Genomic DNA, 19,157 nt, shown 5'->3' on the forward strand with positions numbered 1-19,157 from the left:
ATTAGGGGTTGCAAAGAAGCTTTTGACCCCCGAAAAATGAGTGAAACGGAAATTAGGGGTTGCAAAAAAGCTTTTGACCCCCGAAAAATGAGTGAAATTGGAATTAAGGTCGTCAAAGAAATCTTTGACCCTTGAATATGACAGAATACAAAAATTCCGGTCGTCAATGAAGCCCAGCAACAACTGTTTATAGTGAACCATAGAAAATACTCACCATTTAGTTTGTTTGATAGAAGAGTTAATATTTATGTCTTACAAATTGTAGAAGGTGTACCCCTAGACTTGAGGTACACCTTCTTTTTCTATTCATCTATTTATTTTTTAGTATTTAACATATGCTGAACCAACGATCACTAACAGAATGAACAACACTACGATTAACGCAAAACTGTTATACACTCTATAACACCTCCTTATGTGTGTTACAGTAATACCTTATGCCAATTTTCATTATCCGGGTGGGCTAAAACACAGTTTTACAGGATTTGATGAATTCGCCGTTCCGTTCGTAAATGAATAGAATGTTTTATGCACAAAAAAAGGAGTACGAATTCAGTCCATCGTACTCCTTCTTCTTCTCTTATTTTATAGGCTGACACTACTCGTTCTTAAATATTTTGTTCTTCCTTCATATTATAGTCGTAGCAAGCATAATAAAGCTCGATGATCTCATGTTCTTCAGGGATCCTAGGGTTGTTGGCCGGACTGCCGCTCGCGACAGCATCTTGTGCCATTTTATGAATGACTTTTTCTAAAGCTGGCTGCTCAATGCCCCACTCTTTCATATTAGGGATGTTTAAATCATGACAAAGCCTTTTCACGTCTTTAACAAAACGGTCGGCCAAATCTTCTTTATTCATATCCTTCAAATCTGGGTTTATGACAACCGCCATTTCTGCCAATCGATCGATGCACTCATCTTTACTAAATTCAAGGACAGCTGGCAATAACATCGCGTTTGAAACACCGTGCGGTACATGGAAAAGGGCCCCCATTGGACGCGACATTCCATGTACTAGGCAGACCGAGGCATTGGAAAAAGCAACTCCAGCTTGTAATGCAGCAAGGGACATATGTTCACGGGCAATAACGTCTTCGCCAATCGCATACGCTTGACGAATGTTTTCGAAAATCAGTTTAATGGCTGATAAAGCTAAATGATCAGTGAAAGGATGTGATCGTCTTGATATAAATGCTTCGACCGCATGACTTAAAGCATCTACGCCGGTCGCAGCTGTTACATGTTTGGGTGACGATACAGTCAGTAAAGGATCAACGATGGCTACTTCTGGTAAAAAAGCCATCTGCTTAATCATCATTTTAACATCGGTTTTTGTATTCGTGATGACGGTAACATCTGTAGCTTCCGAGCCGGTTCCCGCGGTTGTCGGAATAGCAATTAAAGGTAACGGCTTTACAGCTGCTACTTTTTTATTTCCCATATACTCACTAATGTCCCCGCCATTTGTTGCAAGGACGGCGACCGCTTTTGCCGTGTCGATACAACTTCCACCGCCTAGCGCGATGACGACATCACAGTTTTCTTGTTTAGAAAGCACAAGTGCCTCTTCTACATACGTGTTGGTTGGTTCTGTATTAACTTCAAGATATGTAGAATACGAGATCCCTTCTTCTTGCAAATATCGTATACACTCATTCACGTAACCGAGATTAGCCATCATTTGATCACTTATGATTAAAGCTTTAGTCCCTCTTAATTTTGTCTCTTTTCCTACCGTTTTTAAAGAGTCCCTCCCATAGAAAATAGCTCTTGGCATATAAACACTCGAAAAAGCATTCATCAAAACAGCATCCCCCTTGTACAGTTGATCTACCCTGTTTTTTATCCACCTGAGTCTTATTCTGCATTTATTTCTATGACGATTAATTGTTAATCTATTAGTGTAAACTTGTGCTTATGCGAACGCATTAAATTTTGTTAAAAGATTGTCATCTTTATCCCACTTAAAGAAAGCTAAAACATCTTCTTCTGAAATGTCCTCAAAACGAGATGGGTTCCAGTTTGGAGACCGGTCTTTATCAACGAGGACAGCACGGACGCCCTCATAAAAATCAGGCAAACTCATAAAATTCATACCTAAAATGAATTCCATCTTGAAACATTCCACCAATGACTTCTTTTCGCCCTCTTGTAATTGACGGAGGGATACTTTTAATGACGTTGGTGATTTTGATAATAACGTATTTAAGGTTTCTTTTGCCCAGTCATCATGGTCTGCATCACTTTGTAGTGAAGCAATGATTTCTTCCATCGTTTCATGTGAAAAATGTTGATCGATCTTTTCTTGAGCTGTTGCAAGGTTAGAAGATTGGATGTCGATGGGCTGAGAGTAGCGTTTGAGCAGTCGATTCATTTCATCTTCCACTTCCTTCGTCTGCCAATCGGTGCTCGCAAGGTCTGCTTTTAATTTGTCCCAATCTTCACTGGCCATATAATAATCAGCCGCACCCGCATACATGACGTCTGCTGCTTTAATGATCCCTGATGTGAGGGCTAAATAACGGCCAACAGTTCCAGGCATTTGATTTAGAAAATAACTCCCGCCAACATCTGGAAAGAACCCGATATTCATTTCAGGCATCGCCCATTTGGTTTTTTCGGTTACTATTCGATGTGTCGCACCAACTGCAAGTCCAACACCACCACCCATTACGATACCGTCCATATTGATAACGATTGGCTTTGGAAACTGGTGGATTAATAAATCTAATTGATACTCGGTTGAAAAAAAGTCACGTGCTAAATCGAGGACGTTAGAATCTCTTAAGTCGTATAGAGAACGCATATCGCCACCAGCACATAAGCCCTTGGTGCCTTCCCCGCTCAAACAGACGACAGCTACAGCTGGATCACTCTTCCACTCTTGTAATTGTCGATAGAGTAAATCAACCATTTCTGCATTTAGAGAATTAAGGACTTTCGGGCGGTTTAAACGGATTACACCGACTTGATTTTCTATTTCAAATAAAACACTAGCTTCACTCATGAAAAATTCACCTCGTCAATTATTATCTGTAGAAAGAAGGACACGTTTAAAAGAACAATAAGGTAGTCCCTCTTTCCACTTACTGAGTCGTTTTCTTTTACTGTTACTGTATATGATTTTTTTATAAAAGATAACCGTTCGGGTTTAATATCGTGCTGTAAGCATCTTTTTACGGGTATAAAATTCAACCCCATCTTTTCCGTTCGCGTGAAGGTCACCGTAGAACGAATTTTTATATCCTGAAAATGGGAAAAAGGCCATTGGTGCAGGGACGCCTAAGTTAACGCCAAGCATGCCGGCATCAATTTCTTCGCGAAATTTCCGCACGGCTTTCGCGCTATCCGTATAGAGACACGCACCGTTTGCAAATTCAGACTCGTTCGCGACTTCAATGGCTTCATCGAGGTCATTTACTCGTACGACGGATAACACCGGCGCAAAAATTTCATCCTGCCAAATTTTCATTCCAGGCTTGACGTTATCAAAAATCGTCGGCCCAACAAAGTAACCTTCTTCAGACACTTTATCTTGACGGCCGTCGCGGACGAGTGCGGCACCTTCTTTTTCACCGATTTCAATATATTGTAGCGTTCGTTCTTTATGAGCATCACGAATGACTGGACCAAGCGTTACGTCCTTGTCAATGCCATTCCCGATTTTAATGTTATCTGCAGCATGTCTCAGCCGAACCATTAACTCTTCGGCAACATCTCCGACGGCGACAACAACCGCACAAGCCATACAGCGTTCACCTGCTGACCCAAAAGCGGCACCAATGATGTTCGTTACTGCACTGTCTAAGTCGGCGTCTGGCATGACGATTGAATGATTTTTCGCACCGGCTAATGCTTGAACTCGTTTCCCGTTTGCTGCTGCATTTTTATAGACATATTCAGCGACGGGTTGTGAGCCTACAAATGAAACCGCTTTTATATCTTTATGGCTTAAAATGCCGTTTACCACATCATGTGCGCCATGAACGACGTTTAACACTCCGTCTGGAAGGCCGGCTTCTTGAAATAATTCGGCTAAACGATTCGCTAGGAGCGGTGTCCGTTCTGACGGCTTCAATATGAAGGTATTACCACAAGCAATGGCTAATGGAAACATCCAGCAAGGAACCATCATTGGGAAATTAAACGGAGTAATTCCACCCACTACACCAATCGGATAACGGTACATTCCTGATTCTATGCCACTTGCGATATCAGGGAGTTGTTCCCCCATCATTAAGGTTGGTGCGCCTGCGGCAAATTCAACACATTCAATGCCACGCTGCACCTCACCGTAAGCATCGTCATAGCTTTTTCCATTTTCTTTCGTAATCAACTGCGCAAGTTCTTCCCAGTGTTCTATGAGCAGTTGTTGATAGCGGAATAAAATCCGTGCTCTTTTCGGTACTGGAACGTTTCTCCACTCTTTAAAAGCTTCTTTCGCCGTTTTAGCCGCATGATCTAAATCCTCATATGTAGAAATTGGCACGTTGGCAATGACTTCTGCTGTCGCTGGATTGTACACTTCTTCTACTTTTTCTGTTTTGGAATCGATCCATTTGCCCCCAACAAAATTTTTTAACGTTTGAATTTGGTTGACCATAATTGATCTCCTTTCTGTAAAACATAACATTTTTGAATTTTCAGTATCTTGGTAACGTGGTTCAGCTAGTAACTGTACTTGCCGCTCATCTTGCTTTATGTGTTATGTAACTCAGTAGATGTCCTTGAAGTTTTATCGACAAAGTAATCTGACAAGTAATATTTATGAAAGGTTCACCTTATTTATTTCTCCTTATTTCAGCGAATACCTTTTTCTTTCGCTAATTTTTTATTCCCACTGGTATAAAAAAATTGAGGGCGTTGATAGTGTATGGTGCTCTAGGCTTGGTAAAGAAATAGATTTTTAAAGCAAATAAAAAAACTCTCCGATTGGCGAGAGTTAAGCGAAGACGGAGGCGTAGTTGCATTTATACTTCATTCCTAAAATTGTTTCCTACGTCGAATGTACTTCTTTGCTTACCATTTATAAATTAACGAATAAAAAAAGATAGCCGAAGACTATCTTTGCTGAACGTTTTCAATTATGACATCTTCCCAATGTTTATCGACCATCTTAATTCCAGGGGTTCTTCTCCGATTTACAAATTCCCATTGTTCGCCGTTGTATTTGCGGATGTGAAGAACATTGTCTCCATTCGCTTTTTTATCAAATATAAGTACACGTTGGTGGGCTTCATTATAATAGGCGTAGGGTATAATATCGCCGTAAGCTTGATTTGAAATAACCCGGCTCAATACGTTTGCCAAATCATGATAGGCCCCTTCCCCGTTAAACAACATTTCGTTAGGAAGATATTCATAATGGTCAAGTGTCAAATAATGCGTTTTAACGAAATCGTTTTTAACATTTTTACGAAGATTTTCTCTTCTTTCTGTCATTGAAAAATATCTTTCCAATTCTTCATCACTCAACGTGTGGATATCCGGCGGGATCATTAATGGTCCATTAGGATCCTCAAATAGGGAGAGTGACCTGGAATCATTGGCTCCATCAGATGTCAGCAGCAGAGCTGCAAATGTAAAGCCTGCCCCTAATAATGCAACAGAAGATATAAAAAAAGAAAGATATGGTTTCTTTTTGAAAAACATCGTTCCCCCACCTCAACTATCATCCGCTCAATTCACTATGTTAATTTTATCAAATTCTGAACTATAGAAGTGGAAATGCCCTACTTTTCAAAAACATTACAAACTATTACAAATTTATAACGGAAAGTTAGATAATTTGATGATAATATCATTGCAGTAATTGAAATTCGATTTTCTCAATTTGGGATTCGATCTCTCATAGCATAGCTCTGGTGTAATAGTAGGAAATTAGCTATTGCGCTACAAAATTGGGGCAATGGCTATGGATTCATAGTTTGGACAATAAAACGGTCAAATCGGACAATAAAAATGGAAATCGGACAATAAAACGGTCAAATTCGCTAATAAAAATGGAAATCGGACAATATAGTCAGGGACCTCCAATTTTTTATCGATTCATCCAAGTATGAAAAACAAAAAGAGCTGCCACAGCAACTCCTTCATTCTATATCATATGTATGTACGTAGCTTATTCAACGATCGTTAAGATTTCCTCAACAGGTTTTCTTGGCATCGTTTTGGGTTGGTCCGTCGGGTGGCCTAATGAAATAACCATGTTAATTTCTTTGTGGCCTTCGATGTTTAAATATTCGCGGAGCTTGTCTTGTGCTAATAAAACCGGACCCGTCATCGGACAAGTACCTAAACCTTTCGCATGGGCAGCCAACATTAAGTTTTGCGCCGCCAAACAACTGCTTTTAATTCCTTCTTCAATCCAAACATCTTCTTCTACAAATCCAATAGGATCAAAAATTTTGTCTTTGAATTTCGATTCATACGGCGTCGCTAAACAAACGATAAGAACCGGTGCTTCTGAAAACGCTGTCGCGTACGGACCGAAAGAACGAACGAGAAGTTTAGCTGGTTTTTCTAACCCTTTTTCTTTCGCTACTTCTGCTTTTTCGTGAAGGGCAGCCCAAGTCATATCCTCAATTTCTTTAATTTTTTCTTTATTTGTCACAACGACAAACTCCCATGTTTGTGAATTTGTATCGGACGGTGCGTACCTAGCACAATCAATAATATCTACAATATCTTGATGGTCTACAGGCTTGTCCTGAAACTTACGGATACTTCTTCTTTCTTGTATTAATTGTTTCGTTTGCAAAAAATCCATGAAAACACCCTTTTCAAATAGTTATTATGTAAAAATTTCTAATAATACATGTTTATTTTAACAAAAGAACGGCAAAATGCCATAAATGATTACAAAAAAGATAATACCACCTTAAATGGCAAAGGTGACAAATATGTATAACTTCATCCAAACGAAGCAACCTAATAGTACTAGTCATAGGAGGTGTGAGCAATGAACAGAAAACAAGAGCGTACATTCTTATCAATTGTTACTTTGATCTCATTATCCTTATTACCGTTTGCGATTGTAAAGCGCTCATTTAAAGATTGGATTATTGTTTTCCTAGTTAGTTGTATTGGAAATGCATTTGCAGACCGCCTTCTTGTGTCAAAAGGGTACTTGAAATATAAAGTAAGACCTTTTAAGGCGAACTTTGCAATTCATTTTCCTTTTGACTTTATCCATTATCCGTTGCTTCTCCTTTACTATAATCAATGGACGCTAAACAGCCGAGCACTAGGAATCGTTTTAAAATTGTTTCCTTTCATTATTCCTCAAACGATTATAGAAACGGTTGTTGAGAAAAAAACAGATTTAATAACATGGAGAAAAGGCTATACCTGGTATCATTCATTTGGATCATTACTTATCAAGTTTTTACTGTGCAGATGTATCATAGCCATTATACGTAAGATCAATATTGAAAAAATATCAACGACATAAAAGCTCCACCCTATAAATGTAGACCATATCATAAAAAAACACCTCACGGACGAAGTAATTCGACTTTGAGGTGTTTTTTCCTGCAACAAATGTATTAACCAGACATCGACTTTATTGACCAGCTGCTCTTTTTCTTTTTAATAAGAAACGTATAAATATTAAAAGCCACAATGAGGACTAAAAGAAACAGACCAATTGTATAGTGGTTCAGTCCTAATTTAATTAAGGTCATCGGAAGAAGGCCTAGTAGAAAAAAATAGATAAGGTTGCCGCAAGCTGTAGCTACTAAGAAGTGTTTCAAGTGAATGGAGCTAACAGCAGATACGATATTTACTAAACTCGTTGGAACAAACGGAAAAACTCTGCCGATAAAAACATACAATAGCCCATTTGCTTCGATTTTATCTTTGAGGTCTGTGTTCATTTTATCAACTAGATGATGTTGAAAAATATATCGAGCCCCTAGAAATATTAGTCCTGCAGCAATGACACTCGTTAGCCAGCTCCAAATTACACCGTAAAAAAATCCAAACAACACCATATTAAAAGTAATTAATAATAATAGGGGGATGACCGTAAACGCATTTTGGATAATCATTAGAATGAATGTGACCATCAAAAGTAATGTTATATTATCGTTTAATAACAATTGCACACCTTCAAAATCAGCTTGTATGATTAAATTAAAAAGATCGGTTCGTTGAAAAGCTATTAAACTAATCGTGACCATCGATAGAAAAAAGCTTAATCTAATCCAATAAAAAATGGAATTCACCACCCCTCCATCCGCAAATACATACGGTGCTGTTTCCGAACTATTTATATATTATGTTTATTATAATAATCTAGTGTTCGACTGTCTAAGCTTAATTGTCTACAAGATCTAGGTTACAACCATAATATGAACACAATATGAACAAAGAAATGAGTTTGTATTGGTAAGAGGTTTTTGATCAGGGGCGCACCAGATAGTTGCTGATTTTTGGAGTCATAGAATCTTCCCTTTGTTAATCCAACAAATAAACAGTCTTTCATAAAAAAGACTTGTCTAGTATTAGTAGACAAGCCCTTTTTCGTTTATTGGTTAAGACCTTCGTGAACCGCTTTCCAGAAGTTTTCGTCTTCTTGCCCCATTCTCCAAGTAGACACTCCACCTAACTGATATTTATGAACCAATTCAGTCTTTAACGTGATACTTTTTTCATTTTCAAACCATACTGTATGTCGATGGCCATTTGCATCTGTATAATGGAAAAATGGGGATTGTGCTTGGTTGTCCCATTGTACGGTTGCATTTGTTGTATTTAAAAGGTTTCTCACATTTCTCCAAGTGATCGCTCGGCTACTAGATGGTTGATCTAAATTCCAATCATAGGCATAAGCAGGTAAACCGATCAAGATTTTTTCAGCGGGCATTTCGCTCGTTGCATACTTTAGAACATTTTCGACCCAATTTAATCCTGCAACTGGTCCTGGTGCTCCCCATGAACCGTGTTGGTCATATGTCATCACCTGAACATAATCTGCAAGCTCCCCAATGGTACGATATTCAAATGTTCCACTCCACGCCCATGTTGGGAAATCTCCAGTTTTAGCTGGAACAGAAACGATCACGGGATAGTTATGTGCATGAAAAACATCCACTAGCTCTCTAACAAACTCGTTAAAAAGAGCACGGTCTGACGCATACATATTTTCAAAATTTAAATTAATCCCAACGTACCCTTTCGTCTGCACTAACTCTAACATATTTTGAATCGTCGTCGTTCGAAGCGCTGTGCTTGAAAGAATTGTATGAGTCATAGCAGGGTCAAATTTATTTTGAATCGTTACAAATGGTGCTACACCATTTTCTTTTGCAAATGTTACTGCTTCACTTGCATCAAAACCTTCAATTGTTCCTCTAACGGTCACATCATAGGAAGTGACGGCAATTGTATTTAAATACGAATGAAAACTCGTTAATGAATTGTATGATGTCATATCAGTATGCCAATATTTCGTATAGTATCCGAGATTCATAAGTTCTTTACTGTCTTTAATAGGTTCTTCTTTTATCGGTTCTACGATTGGCTCAGATGATTTAGATGCGGGCACTAGTAAGACTTGACTAACGAACAACATATCTGATGTTAAGTTATTGAGTGTTTTGATTGTATCAACAGTTGTATTGTATTGAACTGATAATTTCCATAGTGTATCGCCTGACTGCACAACATGTGTAATTGTGTCCATATCTTCATCGATTGGAGTCGGTTCAGGAGTAGGATCTTCAACTATTGGCTCAGGAGTTGGCTCCTCTACAATAGGTTCCGGTGTTGGTTCTGGAACAGGTTCAACTTTTTTGTTGTTACCTCGGCCATTACCTCTTCCGTTGTTGGTAGATTGTACTTGGACTGCTTCTGTTTCAACCGTCTCTATACTCTCCACAGATTGGACGGGTTCTTCCGTTGTTGACTTTTGGTTGCCTCGACCGTTCCCGTTGTTAGCTTCAACTAACCAATGAAATGAGCTAAACGTTAATAAAATGATGATGAGCATTGAGATGACTTTTCTTTTCATACGTTTGATCCCCTTCTAATTATAAAATTCGCAAAACTACGATCTATTTGTTTTATCGGCTAACTATTTTATAAGATTGAGAGAATTTGACTAGTAATTGTTGGTAGTGTCTTGGATGAGGTTTTAGTAGAGAGAGGAATTGGATCATTGAAAGGAACTTTAGAGTAATGAAAAGGCGTGAATCGTGAGTGGTAGAGGGAAAAATTAGGAGGAAGCGTGAATGAAAAGGCGTGAATCGTGAGCGATAGAGGGAAAAATTAGGAGAAAACGTAAACGAAAAACCGTGAATCGTGAGCAGTAGAGGAAAAAAATAGGAGGAAGCGTGAATGAAAAACCGTGAATCGTGGGCGGTAGAGGGAAAAATTAGGGAGGAAGCGTGAATGAACAGGCGTGAATCGTGAGCAGTAGAGGAAAAAAATAGGAGGAAGCGTGAATGAAAAACCGTGAATGGTGAGCGGTAGAGGAAAAAAATAGGAGAAAGCGTGAATGAAAAGCTTTAATCGTGTGTAATTGTGACAGTCTGGTCTATTAAACAGCCCCTATCTCGCGCAAAAGCCTTTGCGATAGCTATATGAACATTCATTATGTTTAGTTCCATTCTAATATGAGTCTAAGTCAAACTAAAAAAACGTCCTACTGATCACCAGTAAGACATTTTTTATGAGCTTTCACACGGTTTGGCGTAATAAGTTAGACGTCTCTTCCCTCTGCTCCAACAGAAGGTGGCTTTTTTCGGTTTAGGTCGTCAGCTGAATCAAAGTTTTCGGAAGCAGGTTTATTTTTAGCTCCACCAGCTAAATAGTGTGCTTCATGCTTTTTTTGGACTTTATTGAACTTATCGAAGTCTAGATTTACCATAGGACAGGACCCTCCTTTTTAAGGTTAAGTCTAATTGGACTTGTTCCTTACTGAAGTTACTTTTCCACTTCTTGATGAGCCATTCTATATTCATCAATTACTTTTGTGCTCAAATCGAAAGAACCTACCTAATCTCGGTTAATGTCATAAATATCGTCTGCATGTTCAAATCGAATTTCTTCAGAATTTAACGGGCCTAAGTTATCGCGATCTCTAATATTATCTTCACTTACGTTTTCACCTTCGACCAAGTCTTGATTATCTCTAAAGACCGTTTTCCTTTTTTCCTTACCTGACATATTTCCACTCCTGTCCGTACAGATATAATGCCTAAGGGGCGAAGCTGGATTAGGACCATTTTAGGTGCCTTCTTTAGTATTTGTCATTAAAAAATAAAAAACAGTTACTTTTTTTGTAAATAAAATATCGATTGGAAAGTAACCCCTTGGATAAATGTCAGGGTTAGATTTAAAAATAAACATTGAAATAAATAATAGTAAAGGAGGTATCGGAAATGAAAAATAATAAAGGAAACAAAGACAGAGCAACAGTAAAAACGAACGATAATAATCAAATGTATCCTGAATATAGTGACCGTGAAAAAAATGCCCCTCAAAAAAAGCGATAATCCTATGACGTATTGATAGCGTTGGTTGCTTCTGCAGTACTTACACCTCCTAATCGTTGTTGAGGTGTTTTTTTAAATTCAGATGCATAAAAAAGGATCCTTTGCCAATACTATCATTAGACGCAACAGATCATATTTTTAGGTGATTTAAAAGCGTACCTGTTGTTAATCCACAGTAGCTCAGTGGTAGAGCAATCGGCTGTTAACCGATCGGTCGTAGGTTCGAGTCCTACCTGTGGAGCCAATGGAGAAGAATGTGTTGAATATCGTCTAGGTGTATGGGGGTTCAAATCCCTCCTTCTCCGCTACAAAATGTGATGTAAATGATTTTAATTGATAGTCTAAGGCCTAATATGGTTTTAGACTTTTTCCCGTTTTATTGAATGCAGTTAGTTTGCCCTCTAATTAAGATATTAACCACCTCCTATTCTAATGAGCTCCAATAAAAAAGACAGGTAGTATCGGTAGCATTAAAAACGGTCAGTTCGTACAAAATATAGTAAAGCGAAAGCATATTAAATCGTGCTGGTTTATTCTACTCCGGCTGATCGAACCCATGTGTTTATCTCAAGGAGGTCCTATACCAATGCCTTATGTAAAAGAGAAAGGTCAACCATCGATTTACTATGAAACGATAGGAAAAGGAATTCCCCTCATTCTTATTCCTCCACCAGGTGTAGGTCACTTAACGTTTCGTTATCAAATAAGTTTAATGAGTGATTGTCAGCTGATTACATTTGATATTAGAGGTGATGGTCGGAGTGATCGCAGTTCTGATCCAATGACGATGGCACAACTCGCCTATGATGTAAAGCGTGTGCTAGATGCAAACGGTGTAGAAAAAGCAATCATTTGCGGTTATTCCAATGGTGCTAGTATTGCACAAGAGTTTGCATTAAATTTTCCTGAAAGAACGGCGGGACTTGTTCTTATTGGTGGATTTTTTGCGGTTAAAAGTTTTTTACTTGAAAAGGAATATGAAATGGGGATATGGGCATCTAAAAATGAATTAATGAATGTATTAGGAACAGCACTAGCGAAAAATCATTTTAGCGACCAGCAACATGCTGACGAATTATTTTACGAATTTAAACGAACAGATCCGCAAATGTTAGCTGAACAATATTCGGTAGGCTTACATTACAGCAGCATAGACCGACTGCATCAAATTAAGGTCCCTCTTCTATTAATTTACGGATCAAGGGATCGTTATCTTCACAAGTACCAGTTTCTTTTTAGAGAAATCCTTGAAGATGTAGAAGTCGTTTATATCGAAGGAGTGAAGCACCAAGTACCGACTAAATCTCCCCAAGCATGTAATGCCGTTATTAAAAACTGGCTGATAAGGAAAAAATTAATCCCCGCCTACTAAAGAAAGATGTTTTCAGGCCTTTTAATGTGAACCTTTTTCTTCTTGAATTTTACTTGGAATTGACCGTCTGCGATGCTATAGTGAGTATTTTTTGTGAAGGTTTACGGTTTAAATAATCCCCTCTCCTCCCCGTATTCTAATAGCAACGAATAGGGATCTTCCCCTTCTAAACCAAGCACCATACAGAAAGCGGGTTCCGTTTTGTACCCTCTTTTTTTGAGCGTAATAATCGGCTGTCTTAGGTGTGGGTGCTTGTTCAATATATAATCTTCAATGATCATATGGCGATAAGCATTTTGCTCGGGGACTGGCTGGGCTTGACCGAATAACTCAAATTCAAAGCCTTCATATGTAAAATTCGCTTTAATGATTCGCTTGTTCCGGATCTGATATTGACTTATTTTAAAATCACTCATCTGCCCGTATAAAGCGATTACCTGTTCTTGAAAGCGCGTGAAGTTATGAACTTCAAAAATAATATCTAAATCTGAGCTTTCCACGTCAATTTCAATAGGTATAGTCCCACATAGAACAGGCTTATAATCAGCTAAATCTTCCATAACACGTGAATGGGTAATCGCGTGATATGCCTTTTGTTGTCTTTCGTTCCCGTGTTTTAAATACTCAATGGTTGTGAACATCTCTTATCTTTCCTCTCACATTTTGATCGTAATTTGTCCCTCTTCTATTTAAACGTTTTCGATTATGCGGTTGTTGGACAAACTTAACAGTAACCTTTACCAGTCCTCTATGAAAAAATTCTATATTAACTAGCATTATATTTTAACATAATCTCCCAAGAAAGTGGTATGATGCCTATATTCATAGCTAACTGAATATTGGGAGGATGGATAAAGTATGAGTGAATTGAATTCCATACAAATTAAAGAGTTATCAAATGAATCGGAATGGATCGAAGCTTTCCCTGTGATGAGTCAGTTACGCTCTCATCTTGATCAAAAAACATATGTTGAATTGGTTTGTGAAGCATCTAAGAAAGAAAACTATAAATTAGTGGGTCTATATGATGAGAGTGTATTGGTGGCGGTGATTGGCTTTATGCCGATGATCACTTTATATTACGGTCGTTTCCTATGGGTTTGTGACTTAGTAACAGACGGGAATAAACGATCTAAAGGGTATGGTGAAAAACTCCTTGCTTATGTTGAGGAGTGGGCGAAAACCAACGGCTTTGAAAGTGTCGCATTATCCTCCGGGTTACAACGAACGGACGCTCATCGTTTTTATGAAGATAGAATGGATTATGACAAAGTCAGTTATGTATTTAAAAAGAATTTAAATTTATAGATTAGGAAGGTTTAACGAGCCCTTAGTTCTTCTCGGAGAGTTTTAAACATAAAAATCTAATAGAATAGTCGAACTACCTTGCCTACTAGTAATTGGAGTTACGACTTTTAAAACTATAGAAATAAAGTGAGGTCATGTGATGTACCGGCTATATTGCAGAGCCTATCAATGTACGTTTAAAATCATTTCGCATTTTATGCTTTGGCGGAAACCAGAGCTGATAGAAGGTGAAAATAGTTTAAGGAAACTGCCAAAAATGATAAGCGATCAAGAGATTCATCGTGTATTAATCGTAACGGATCAAGTAATTACATCACTAGGTTTAATGGATGATTTTCTAGTAGATTTAAGAGATTATGGCATTAACTTCGTAGTTTATGATCAAACGGTCCCCAACCCAACGATTGAGAATATTGAAGAAGCACTCGAGATGTATCATGCTCATGCATGTGAAGGGCTAATTGCTTTTGGGGGCGGTTCACCGATGGACTGTGCTAAGGCGGTCGGTGCTCGTGTCGCTAGACCGGATAAAAGTCTCGAACAAATGCGCGGTGTATTAAAAGTTAAAAAAGAGATTCCGCCTCTTTTTGCTGTCCCTACTACTGCTGGAACAGGAAGTGAAGCAACGGTCGCAGCGGTCATATCCAACAGCAAAACCCATGAAAAGTATCCGATTAACGATAGCGTTCTCATCCCTAAGGTTGCTGTTCTTGACCCATTGCTTACAGTTAAACTTCCTCCTTCTATTACGGCCATGACCGGTATGGATGCTCTGACCCATGCCGTTGAAGCGTATATCGGTCGAAGCAACACAACTGAGACCATCCAGTGCAGTAAAGAAGCTGTAAAGTTAATTTTTGATCATTTATACGAGGCGTATTCAAACGGTTCGAATATCACCGCCCGAAGCCATATGCAGAAAGCTTCTTATTTAGCAGGCGTTGCATTCACCCGCGCCTACATCGGATATGTCCATGCCATCGCACACACGCTCGGTGGATTTTACTCGGTGCCCCATGGACTGGCTAATGCGATTATTTTGCCGCACGTCCTCGAATACTATGGCAGTTCAGTGCACAAACCACTGGCTGAATTAGCGGATTTAATTGAACTGACGAACGAAAGAGATACACAAGAACATAAGGCAAAGAAATTTATCGCAGCCATCCAGCAGCTGAACGCAGACATGAATATTCCGGAAAAAGTAAGCAGAATTGTTGATAGCGACATCCCATTAATGGTGGAACGGGCACTAAAAGAAGCCAACCCGCTGTACCCCGTTCCGAAAATTCTTTTGCGAGATGACTTAGTTGAGCTTTTTAATAGGATTAAGGAATAGTTTGTGAGGAATTAATTATAAAATAATTGCTAGGGTGGTAGATTATCAGGAAAAGCGTATTCATCGACCTCGATGAATACGCTTTTCTTATGATTGGAGCTGCCTGTGGTTATTTTTTTTTTGGTTTATTATCCGAATTCTTGTTTTATTGTCCGATTTGAAATTTTATTGTCGGAAATCAGGTTTTTATTGTCCGCTTTTTATTTTTATTGTCCAATTTGGTGATTTTATTGTCTAAAATGTGTCGGCACTTCTAAGAGAGCATCCCCCACTTGATGTAGGGATGATTTCAACTGAGTCCAGTTTACATATGTTGAATGGCTACATTATTCTTTCATAAATTCCTTAGTACTACGGACGGTATCAATTGGGCGCACGTATCTTTCAATTTCCTCCCGCTTCGGCTCTAAAAATGGCGGTAAAGATAGTTTTTCACCGAGTGTTTCATACGGCTCATCGCCCATAAAACCAGGTCCATCTGTCGCAAATTCAAATAAAATTTGCGGTGCAACTCTTGAATACAACGAACCGAAGAAAAACCGGTCCACGAAACCGGACGTTTGAAAGCCGAAACTTCGCAGTCGTTGATCCCATGCCTCTAACTCCGAACGATCGTCAACACGAAAGGCTGCGTGGTGTACCGTTCCAAATCCTTGTCTCGCTTGCGGAAGAACGGTATTATGTTCCACAACCACTTGTGCTCCGTTCCCCCCCTCACCGACTTCGAATAAATGAACGGAACCATCTTGGTCAATCTCCTTAAACAGTAACACTTTTTCAAGCATTTCTTTAAAAAAGTCAAAATGAGCAACACGAATAAATAAAGGACCTAAGCCTGTAATCGCATATTCTAACGGGATCGGACCTTTTTGCCACGGTGTACCGGATGCAACTCCTTTATTGAATTCATCAGAAATCAATTGATATTGCTGATCGTCAAAATCGACAAACGACAATGTCTTTTTCCCGAATTGCTCTAGAATGCCCGTATGTTTTACTTTCAATCGTTCAAAACGTTTTACCCAATAATCTAATGCCGCATCAGTTGGTACGCGGAACGATGTTTTGAAAATTTCATTTGTTCCGTGTGAGCCTTTTTGAATTCCTGGAAAATCAAAGAACGTCATGTCTGTCCCGGCACTTCCTTTATCATCGGCAAAAAATAAATGATACGTTTGAATATCATCTTGGTTCACCGTCTTCTTCACTAATCGCATGCCTAAAACATAGGTGAAAAACTCATAATTTTTCTCAGCACTACTCGTAATCGCCGTTACGTGGTGCAATCCTTTTAAGTTATTCATGTGTGGACCTCCTATTGATCGCTTCTATTCGTTATTTTTTCTATCGTTACTTGAATGGAGTATATTCGGGAATTCTCTTCTTTCTTCGTAAACCAGCCAAGTTTGATTAAAATATCTTGATTTAAATTATCTTTAATTCGAGATAAATTTATCATATGTTCTCTTTCTTTGTCAATAGCATAGCCGCCCTGAAATGCAATCACCGTTCACTAAAAATGATTTGAAACCATTTCGCTAGTTAATTCGTAATACGTATAGTAAGAAGGTGAAGAATTTGAAAAAAATAAATCTAGCAATCTTACTTATCATTGCCCTACTATTTTTATTTCCGCTTCACAGTTTAGCGGTTGAGTTTACGATACCTAATGTTGAAATTACTGCCCACCTCCAAAGCAATGGAAACGTTGAAGTTAAAGAAACATTCACCTATGCCTTTGACAGTGAATTTAATGGGATCAGCCGTTTACTTATCCCACAAGAAGACACTGAAATTACGAATTTTTTAGCATTAGAACAAGGAGTACCACTGAATGTCGATGCGGGACATAACCTATGTGCCTCTTAATCTCAGTATTATCTTTTTGCAGAGGTTGCCCGAAAACAGATACGTCTCCCTTATAATCTCCAAGAATATTACACAAGATCTTCATTAACGTGGACTTGCCTGCCCCGTTCGGTCCGATTAAGCCAAAACAAACACCGTCTTCTATATGTAAATTAATATCTTTCAAGGCGACGCGATTGCCATACTGCTTATTAACCTCAGTGAACTGAATCATGACGTTCCTCCTGTACCATATTGACTATATGCCTTTTATACGATTGTAAATGAGGTTGGTTTCAATTTTTACCATTTATTATGTAGTTTTTATTAAGTTTTTTCTATGATTACCGGGGATTTATTTACATTCGATTGAATTGCTTATGCATTTTGGAGGATGTGAACATTACTTTAACCGATTAATTATATAGGATTAGCATCAAATTACTTCTCTATTATTTTGAGATAATGGTAAAATGATAAAGGATACTATTTTAATGGAGGCGTATGATGGGAAAACGAATTTTATTTTTTCTTTTAACAAACATTCTAGTTATGACAACAATCGTCATTGTCTGGTCAATCATCACGACGTTCACAGACATCGGGGGTTCATTTGAAACAGGAGGCCCAGGCTTAGGAATTGATTTTGTGGCTTTAGGGGTCTTTAGTTTACTTGTTGGTTTTGCAGGGTCCTTTATCTCGTTAGCGATGTCTCGTTGGATGGCTAAAAAGATGATGAACGTTAAAGTCCTTGATCCAAACGGTTCTCTTTCACCACAAGAACGCAGTGTGGTTGAAAAAGTTCACCGATTATCACGAGCAGCTGGCTTAACACACATGCCGGAAGTGGGGATCTATAACTCGCCTGAAGTGAATGCATTTGCTACCGGTCCTTCGAAAAAGCGTTCGTTAGTTGCCGTGTCATCTGGATTATTAAATGTGATGGATGATGATGCAGTTGAAGGCGTTATTGCACACGAGGTTGCCCACGTTGCGAATGGTGACATGGTAACGATGACGCTATTGCAAGGAATCGTTAACACATTTGTCGTATTCTTTGCTCGTATCGCAGCAATTCTCGTATCACGATTAGTTCGTTCGGAAATGCAAATGATCGTCCGTTTTGCTGCAGTTATTATCTTCCAAATCTTATTCTCTATCCTTGGAAGTCTTGTCGTTATGGCATTCTCACGCTATCGCGAATTCCATGCAGATCGAGGAGGTGCAGACTTAGCTGGCCGCGATAAAATGGCCCATGCCCTTCGCTCGTTAAAAGCGTATGTAGAACGTGCAAATGTAAACGACCGCACCGACGATTCTGCAATCCAAACAATGAAAATCAATGGAAAAGGCGGCGTGATGAGCCTGTTCTCTTCTCACCCAGATTTGGATGAAAGAATTAAACGTTTAGAACAACGTTAAGCGAATGACGGAAAAAACAACTGTCCGATTTGATGGCAGTTGTTTTTTTATATAGTGGAGAGTAGGATTGTTCATTTGATTGGAGAGTTACCTTTTCCTTATATTGGATAATATTGAAGCTAAGTCTCCTTTTAGGTTGGAAATTTTCATAAACTGGTTAAGGTTGAAGCTAAGTCTCCCTTTAGGTTGGGAATTTTCCTTAAACTGGATAAAGTTGATCCTAAGTCTCCCTTTAGGTTGGGAATTTTCCTTAAACTGGATAAATTTGATCCTAAGTCCCTCTTTAGATTAAGATTTTTCCTTAAACTGGATAAGAATGAAGCTAAATCTCTCTTTAGATTAAGATTTTTCCTTAAACTGGATAAA

General features: G+C 38.6%; 20 protein-coding genes and 1 tRNA gene. 7 read left to right on the forward strand and 14 right to left on the reverse strand.

Annotated elements, in window-relative coordinates:
* Positions 1–321: 321 nt before the first annotated feature.
* The 6 genes from AC2VNP_RS14355 to AC2VNP_RS14380 all read right to left on the reverse strand — a co-directional run bounded on the left by AC2VNP_RS14355 (position 322) and on the right by AC2VNP_RS14380 (position 6,770).
* Positions 322–399, reverse strand: a complete 78-nt coding sequence (locus AC2VNP_RS14355) for a YjcZ family sporulation protein (protein ID WP_275118339.1) — start codon at positions 397–399, stop codon at positions 322–324.
* Between the two features lie 209 nt (positions 400–608).
* A complete protein-coding gene (locus tag AC2VNP_RS14360) occupies positions 609–1,802 on the reverse strand; it encodes an iron-containing alcohol dehydrogenase (protein ID WP_486918007.1) in 1,194 nt (397 codons plus the stop codon).
* Between the two features lie 114 nt (positions 1,803–1,916).
* Entirely contained in the window at positions 1,917–3,008 is a 1,092-nt protein-coding gene (locus AC2VNP_RS14365; protein WP_486917991.1) for an enoyl-CoA hydratase/isomerase family protein, read from the reverse strand.
* Between the two features lie 144 nt (positions 3,009–3,152).
* On the reverse strand, positions 3,153–4,604 hold the full coding sequence (locus tag AC2VNP_RS14370; RefSeq protein WP_486917992.1) for a CoA-acylating methylmalonate-semialdehyde dehydrogenase: 1,452 nt from the start codon (positions 4,602–4,604) through the stop codon (positions 3,153–3,155).
* A 458-nt stretch (positions 4,605–5,062) separates the two neighbouring features.
* Positions 5,063–5,653 (reverse strand): hypothetical protein, encoded by a 591-nt coding sequence (locus AC2VNP_RS14375; protein WP_486917993.1) that lies wholly within the window; start codon positions 5,651–5,653, stop codon positions 5,063–5,065.
* Between the two features lie 469 nt (positions 5,654–6,122).
* Positions 6,123–6,770, reverse strand: a complete 648-nt coding sequence (locus tag AC2VNP_RS14380) for a nitroreductase family protein (protein ID WP_486917994.1) — start codon at positions 6,768–6,770, stop codon at positions 6,123–6,125.
* A 192-nt stretch (positions 6,771–6,962) separates the two neighbouring features.
* Between AC2VNP_RS14380 and AC2VNP_RS14385 the strand changes: the two genes are divergently transcribed.
* Positions 6,963–7,454 carry a CBO0543 family protein gene (locus tag AC2VNP_RS14385; RefSeq protein WP_486917995.1) on the forward strand — a complete coding sequence of 164 codons (492 nt, stop codon included), beginning with the start codon at positions 6,963–6,965 and terminating at the stop codon, positions 7,452–7,454.
* Positions 7,455–7,548: 94 nt separating this feature from the next.
* Here AC2VNP_RS14385 and AC2VNP_RS14390 read toward each other — a convergent pair whose 3' ends face one another.
* From AC2VNP_RS14390 to AC2VNP_RS14405, 4 genes are all read right to left on the reverse strand, one after another.
* The gene (locus AC2VNP_RS14390; protein WP_486917996.1) at positions 7,549–8,229 is read right to left on the reverse strand and encodes a TVP38/TMEM64 family protein; all 681 of its coding nucleotides are present in this window, start codon (positions 8,227–8,229) and stop codon (positions 7,549–7,551) included.
* Positions 8,230–8,531: 302 nt separating this feature from the next.
* Entirely contained in the window at positions 8,532–10,016 is a 1,485-nt protein-coding gene (locus tag AC2VNP_RS14395; RefSeq protein WP_486917997.1) for a glycoside hydrolase family 18 protein, read from the reverse strand.
* A 690-nt stretch (positions 10,017–10,706) separates the two neighbouring features.
* The gene (locus AC2VNP_RS14400) at positions 10,707–10,874 is read right to left on the reverse strand and encodes a hypothetical protein (protein WP_275118320.1); all 168 of its coding nucleotides are present in this window, start codon (positions 10,872–10,874) and stop codon (positions 10,707–10,709) included.
* 128 nt (positions 10,875–11,002) lie between these two features.
* Entirely contained in the window at positions 11,003–11,173 is a 171-nt protein-coding gene (locus AC2VNP_RS14405; RefSeq protein WP_486917998.1) for a hypothetical protein, read from the reverse strand.
* Positions 11,174–11,671: 498 nt separating this feature from the next.
* Here AC2VNP_RS14405 and AC2VNP_RS14410 point away from each other — a divergent pair.
* Positions 11,672–11,746, forward strand: a tRNA-Asn gene (locus tag AC2VNP_RS14410).
* A gap of 342 nt (positions 11,747–12,088) precedes the next feature.
* The gene (locus AC2VNP_RS14415) at positions 12,089–12,874 is read left to right on the forward strand and encodes an alpha/beta fold hydrolase (RefSeq protein WP_486917999.1); all 786 of its coding nucleotides are present in this window, start codon (positions 12,089–12,091) and stop codon (positions 12,872–12,874) included.
* Positions 12,875–12,975: 101 nt separating this feature from the next.
* On the opposite strand, the gene AC2VNP_RS14420 is transcribed toward AC2VNP_RS14415, so the two are convergent.
* The gene (locus AC2VNP_RS14420) at positions 12,976–13,515 is read right to left on the reverse strand and encodes a DUF4269 domain-containing protein (protein ID WP_486918000.1); all 540 of its coding nucleotides are present in this window, start codon (positions 13,513–13,515) and stop codon (positions 12,976–12,978) included.
* Between the two features lie 217 nt (positions 13,516–13,732).
* Here AC2VNP_RS14420 and AC2VNP_RS14425 point away from each other — a divergent pair, with 217 nt between their 5' ends.
* Both AC2VNP_RS14425 and AC2VNP_RS14430 read left to right on the forward strand, forming a co-directional pair.
* Entirely contained in the window at positions 13,733–14,182 is a 450-nt protein-coding gene (locus AC2VNP_RS14425; protein WP_486918001.1) for a GNAT family N-acetyltransferase, read from the forward strand.
* 139 nt (positions 14,183–14,321) lie between these two features.
* Positions 14,322–15,521, forward strand: a complete 1,200-nt coding sequence (locus tag AC2VNP_RS14430; RefSeq protein WP_486918002.1) for an iron-containing alcohol dehydrogenase — start codon at positions 14,322–14,324, stop codon at positions 15,519–15,521.
* A gap of 326 nt (positions 15,522–15,847) precedes the next feature.
* Here AC2VNP_RS14430 and AC2VNP_RS14435 read toward each other — a convergent pair whose 3' ends face one another.
* Positions 15,848–16,825 (reverse strand): ring-cleaving dioxygenase, encoded by a 978-nt coding sequence (locus AC2VNP_RS14435; protein WP_486918003.1) that lies wholly within the window; start codon positions 16,823–16,825, stop codon positions 15,848–15,850.
* An 11-nt stretch (positions 16,826–16,836) separates the two neighbouring features.
* On the reverse strand, positions 16,837–17,028 hold the full coding sequence (locus AC2VNP_RS14440; protein ID WP_486918004.1) for a hypothetical protein: 192 nt from the start codon (positions 17,026–17,028) through the stop codon (positions 16,837–16,839).
* 71 nt (positions 17,029–17,099) lie between these two features.
* Between AC2VNP_RS14440 and AC2VNP_RS14445 the strand changes: the two genes are divergently transcribed.
* Positions 17,100–17,390 (forward strand): DUF2207 domain-containing protein, encoded by a 291-nt coding sequence (locus AC2VNP_RS14445; protein WP_486918005.1) that lies wholly within the window; start codon positions 17,100–17,102, stop codon positions 17,388–17,390.
* Here AC2VNP_RS14445 and AC2VNP_RS14450 read toward each other — a convergent pair.
* Complete coding sequence (locus AC2VNP_RS14450; RefSeq protein ID WP_486918006.1) at positions 17,317–17,604, reverse strand: ATP-binding cassette domain-containing protein; 288 nt, start codon at positions 17,602–17,604, stop codon at positions 17,317–17,319. The genes AC2VNP_RS14445 and AC2VNP_RS14450 overlap by 74 nt on opposite strands.
* A gap of 272 nt (positions 17,605–17,876) precedes the next feature.
* On the opposite strand from AC2VNP_RS14450, the gene htpX reads away from it, so the two are divergent.
* On the forward strand, positions 17,877–18,791 hold the full coding sequence (gene htpX, locus AC2VNP_RS14455; RefSeq protein ID WP_275118328.1) for a protease HtpX: 915 nt from the start codon (positions 17,877–17,879) through the stop codon (positions 18,789–18,791).
* The last annotated feature ends 366 nt before the right edge of the window (positions 18,792–19,157 follow it).

Source organism: Alkalihalobacterium sp. TH-98 (assembly GCF_057473385.1).

What these genes read in the sequence shown, in the direction of transcription:
- AC2VNP_RS14360 (WP_486918007.1), bottom strand. Translation starts at nt 1,802, where the DNA reads ATGAATGCTTTTTCGAGTGTTTATATGCCAAGAGCTATTTTCTATGGG.
- AC2VNP_RS14365 (WP_486917991.1), bottom strand. Translation starts at nt 3,008, where the DNA reads ATGAGTGAAGCTAGTGTTTTATTTGAAATAGAAAATCAAGTCGGTGTA.
- AC2VNP_RS14370 (WP_486917992.1), bottom strand. Translation starts at nt 4,604, where the DNA reads ATGGTCAACCAAATTCAAACGTTAAAAAATTTTGTTGGGGGCAAATGG.
- AC2VNP_RS14375 (WP_486917993.1), bottom strand. Translation starts at nt 5,653, where the DNA reads ATGTTTTTCAAAAAGAAACCATATCTTTCTTTTTTTATATCTTCTGTT.
- AC2VNP_RS14380 (WP_486917994.1), bottom strand. Translation starts at nt 6,770, where the DNA reads ATGGATTTTTTGCAAACGAAACAATTAATACAAGAAAGAAGAAGTATC.
- AC2VNP_RS14385 (WP_486917995.1), top strand. Translation starts at nt 6,963, where the DNA reads ATGAACAGAAAACAAGAGCGTACATTCTTATCAATTGTTACTTTGATC.
- AC2VNP_RS14395 (WP_486917997.1), bottom strand. Translation starts at nt 10,016, where the DNA reads ATGAAAAGAAAAGTCATCTCAATGCTCATCATCATTTTATTAACGTTT.
- AC2VNP_RS14400 (WP_275118320.1), bottom strand. Translation starts at nt 10,874, where the DNA reads ATGGTAAATCTAGACTTCGATAAGTTCAATAAAGTCCAAAAAAAGCAT.
- AC2VNP_RS14405 (WP_486917998.1), bottom strand. Translation starts at nt 11,173, where the DNA reads ATGTCAGGTAAGGAAAAAAGGAAAACGGTCTTTAGAGATAATCAAGAC.
- AC2VNP_RS14415 (WP_486917999.1), top strand. Translation starts at nt 12,089, where the DNA reads ATGCCTTATGTAAAAGAGAAAGGTCAACCATCGATTTACTATGAAACG.
- AC2VNP_RS14420 (WP_486918000.1), bottom strand. Translation starts at nt 13,515, where the DNA reads ATGTTCACAACCATTGAGTATTTAAAACACGGGAACGAAAGACAACAA.
- AC2VNP_RS14425 (WP_486918001.1), top strand. Translation starts at nt 13,733, where the DNA reads ATGAGTGAATTGAATTCCATACAAATTAAAGAGTTATCAAATGAATCG.
- AC2VNP_RS14430 (WP_486918002.1), top strand. Translation starts at nt 14,322, where the DNA reads ATGTACCGGCTATATTGCAGAGCCTATCAATGTACGTTTAAAATCATT.
- AC2VNP_RS14435 (WP_486918003.1), bottom strand. Translation starts at nt 16,825, where the DNA reads ATGAATAACTTAAAAGGATTGCACCACGTAACGGCGATTACGAGTAGT.
- AC2VNP_RS14450 (WP_486918006.1), bottom strand. Translation starts at nt 17,604, where the DNA reads ATGATTCAGTTCACTGAGGTTAATAAGCAGTATGGCAATCGCGTCGCC.
- htpX (WP_275118328.1), top strand. Translation starts at nt 17,877, where the DNA reads ATGGGAAAACGAATTTTATTTTTTCTTTTAACAAACATTCTAGTTATG.